This window comes from Meridianimarinicoccus sp. MJW13 (assembly GCF_014901205.1).
Classification (GTDB): Bacteria; Pseudomonadota; Alphaproteobacteria; order Rhodobacterales; family Rhodobacteraceae; genus Meridianimarinicoccus.
Map to the genome: position 1 here is coordinate 2,501 of NZ_JACNMU010000015.1, position 4,030 is coordinate 6,530.

Consider the following 4,030-nt stretch of genomic DNA (forward strand, 5'->3'; position numbering starts at 1 on the left):
ACTGGTGAAGCCTAGAGAATTTGCCTGACATTGCCTTTGGCAATGAGCATCCCTTCGGGATGACGCTCCACCCACCGCGATGCGGCTCGGGTGCTTCGGATACTCAAGATAGATTGACACTTCGGCCATCGCAGATGGCGACGGCCAAGGGCCGGCACGGAGTGGGCGCCACTGCAAGGTGGCATGAATCAGTCCCGATTAGATCGGAGAGCACAGCTTGTGTTCTCCCGTCCAATCGGACGTTTGACATCGTTTAGAGAGATACAACATCAGAATTACTGATCCTCCGAGTGTGGAGGATCCGCAGCGGATCTTCGGATTTGTTGCAAGGTAATTTTGTTCCAAGTCAAGTACACTAACCCGGTTCAAGATCGCACGGTCTTGAACCAAATGTTCCCTGTTGCGAACCAGCGCAGGGAGCGGGAAAAAGTATGACTTTTGATCTCAAGCCCATGGAAGTCAAAAGGCCATGGGCAAGAAGAGTGGCGCACCTCTTTGCCGAGCTGTGCGTCCGCAGTTTTGACCTTCTGTTCTATTGTTTTTGTTATGCGCGGGCATCACGCCCTCACGTAGCAATGCGGTAGGGCGTTAAAGAATGTCTTGCTTCTTCTGGATCAAATCAAGCGCGAGAAGGGCGTTTGGTGGATGCCTTGGCAGTAAGAGGCGATGAAGGACGTGATACTCTGCGATAAGTCCTGGGGAGCTGAGAATAAGCTTTGATCCAGGAATTTCCGAATGGGGCAACCCACCTGAATGTTTGTTATTTTAGATTTACTCCACGCGATGATCTTGCGGTGGCCGAACCAGCTTGCTGGTGAGACTCACCAAGGGTGAGCACGGAGTGATCGAATAATAATGAGCATAAACAGGTACTAAAGATCTGAATACATAGGGTTTTTAGAGCAAACCCGGGGAACTGAAACATCTAAGTACCCGGAGGAAAGGAAATCAACAGATACTCCCCTAGTAGCGGCGAGCGAACGGGGACCAGCCGAGCCTGAGACGTGAGTAGAACCAGTTGGAAAGCTGGGCGATATGGGTGACAGCCCCGTATACGAAGCGTTGATGGACGTATTAAGTAGGGCGGGACACGTGAAATCCTGTCTGAACATGGGGGGACCACCCTCTAAGGCTAAGTACTCCTTACTGACCGATAGCGAACCAGTACCGTGAGGGAAAGGTGAAAAGCACCCCGACGAGGGGAGTGAAACAGTTTCTGAAACCGGACGCCTACAATCAGTCGGAGGGACCTCGAGTCCTGACGGCGTACCTTTTGTATAATGGGTCATCGACTTGGTCTATCTAGCAAGCTTAAGCCGTTAGGTGTAGGCGCAGCGAAAGCGAGTCTTAATAGGGCGATGAGTTAGATGGATCAGACCCGAAACCGAGTGATCTAGGCATGTCCAGGATGAAGGTTGGGTAACACCAACTGGAGGTCCGAACCCACACCTGTTGAAAAAGGTCGGGATGAGGTGTGCCTAGGGGTGAAAGGCCAATCAAACTCGGAGATAGCTGGTTCTCCGCGAAATCTATTTAGGTAGAGCGTCATCCGAATACCCCGGGGGGTAGAGCACTGGATGGGTAATGGGGCCCCACAGGCTTACTGATCCTAACCAAACTCCGAATACCCGGGAGTACTAGATGGCAGACACACTGCGGGTGCTAACGCCCGTAGTGGAGAGGGAAACAACCCTGACCTACAGCTAAGGCCCCCAATTCATGGCTAAGTGGGAAAGCAGGTGGGACGACCAAAACAACCAGGAGGTTGGCTTAGAAGCAGCCATCCTTTAAAGATAGCGTAACAGCTCACTGGTCTAATCAAGTTGTCCTGCGGCGAAGATGTAACGGGGCTCAAGCCATGAGCCGAAGCTTAGGATGCCGCAAGGCATGGTAGCGGAGCGTAGTGTGACATACACTTTATCTGTTTTATCGCCCGTTGTGCGAGCCTGGAGGCAACTCCGCGCTCAAGCAGCGAAGCGGTAGCGCAGATAACAGTGTTTACTGTGAAGCCGGCCTGTAAGGGATCCGGTGGAGTGATCACTAGCGAGAATGATGACATGAGTAGCGACAAACAGGGTGAGAGACCCTGTCGCCGAAAGTCCAAGGGTTCCTGCTTAAAGCTAATCTGAGCAGGGTAAGCCGGCCCCTAAGGCGAGGCAGAAATGCGTAGCCGATGGGAACCAGGTTAATATTCCTGGGCCAGGAGGATGTGACGGATCTCGAAGATTGTTTCCCCTTATCGGATTGGGGAGGCCGTTTAGAGGTTCCTGGAAATAGCCCTCCATGAGACCGTACCCTAAACCGACACAGGTGGACTGGTAGAGAATACCAAGGCGCTTGAGAGAACCACATTTAAGGAACTCGGCAAAATACCTCCGTAAGTTCGCGAGAAGGAGGCCCGTTCAGGAGGCAACTCTTGGGCGGGGGCACAAACTAGGGGGTGGCGACTGTTTACTAAAAACACAGGGCTCTGCGAAGTCGCAAGACGACGTATAGGGTCTGACGCCTGCCCGGTGCTGGAAGGTTAAAAGGAGGAGTGAGAGCTCCGAATTGAAGCCCCAGTAAACGGCGGCCGTAACTATAACGGTCCTAAGGTAGCGAAATTCCTTGTCGGGTAAGTTCCGACCTGCACGAATGGCGTAACGACTTCCCCGCTGTCTCAAATGTGGACTCAGCGAAATTGAATTGCCTGTCAAGATGCAGGCTTCCCGCGGTTAGACGGAAAGACCCCGTGCACCTTTACTACAGCTTCACATTGGCATTAGGCCGAGCATGTGCAGGATAGGTGGTAGGCTTTGAAACCAGGACGCCAGTCCTGGCGGAGCCTCCCTTGAGATACCACCCTTGCTCTGCTTGATGTCTAACCGCGGTCCGTTATCCGGATCCGGGACCCTGTGTGGCGGGTAGTTTGACTGGGGCGGTCGCCTCCTAAAGCGTAACGGAGGCGCGCGAAGGTTGGCTCAGAGCGGTCGGAAATCGCTCGTTGAGTGCAATGGCAGAAGCCAGCCTGACTGCGAGACTGACAAGTCGAGCAGAGTCGAAAGACGGCCATAGTGATCCGGTGGTCCCGAGTGGAAGGGCCATCGCTCAACGGATAAAAGGTACGCCGGGGATAACAGGCTGATGGTGCCCAAGAGTCCATATCGACGGCACCGTTTGGCACCTCGATGTCGGCTCATCTCATCCTGGGGCTGGAGCAGGTCCCAAGGGTACGGCTGTTCGCCGTTTAAAGAGGTACGTGAGCTGGGTTTAGAACGTCGTGAGACAGTTCGGTCCCTATCTGCCGTGGGTGTAGGATACTTGAGAGGAGTTGCCCCTAGTACGAGAGGACCGGGGTGAACGTTCCACTGGTGGACCAGTTATCATGCCAATGGTAGTGCTGGGTAGCTATGAACGGACAGGATAACCGCTGAAGGCATCTAAGCGGGAAGCCCCCCTCAAAACAAGGTATCCCTGAGGACCGTGGTAGACCACCACGTCGATAGGCCGGAGATGTAAGCGCAGCAATGTGCTCAGTTGACCGGTACTAATGGTCCGATAGGCTTGATTTGATCCAGTAGAAGCAAGACGCTTCAAAAACATCAAAAGTCGTACACCAAACGTGTGCCTGACTTGGAAAAAAATACCCCGCCATAAACGGGGTCGCACAGCTTTCTCGGTTTGGTGATCATAGCACAAGTGAAACACCCGGTCCCATCCCGAACCCGGCCGTTAAGCACTGCAGCGCCAATGGTACTGCGTCTCAAGACGTGGGAGAGTAGGTCATCGCCAAACCTAGTAAGCTGTGCAAAAAAACAAAACCGTATCTCTCAAAACGATCCCTCTCAAAATGGGCAACAATAAATGCCCAAGCGTCGCGGGGTGGAGCAGCCCGGTAGCTCGTCAGGCTCATAACCTGAAGGCCGCAGGTTCAAATCCTGCCCCCGCAACCAAAAATTTAACAGAATATCAAAGACTTGAAGTCGGCTCCAGCCGATCAAGTTTTTGATGTCGCGTTTTACATCAACGCCACATCAACGTTGGACGAGTC

General features: G+C 53.2%; 1 tRNA gene and 2 rRNA genes. All 3 read left to right on the forward strand.

From position 1 onward, the window contains the following. Positions 1-617 precede the first annotated feature (617 nt). Positions 618-3,551 (forward strand): 23S ribosomal RNA (locus tag H8B03_RS18815). A 108-nt stretch (positions 3,552-3,659) separates the two neighbouring features. Then, positions 3,660-3,774: ribosomal RNA gene (gene rrf, locus H8B03_RS18820) — 5S ribosomal RNA — on the forward strand. 81 nt (positions 3,775-3,855) lie between these two features. Continuing rightward, positions 3,856-3,932 (forward strand) — tRNA-Met (locus H8B03_RS18825). The last annotated feature ends 98 nt before the right edge of the window (positions 3,933-4,030 follow it).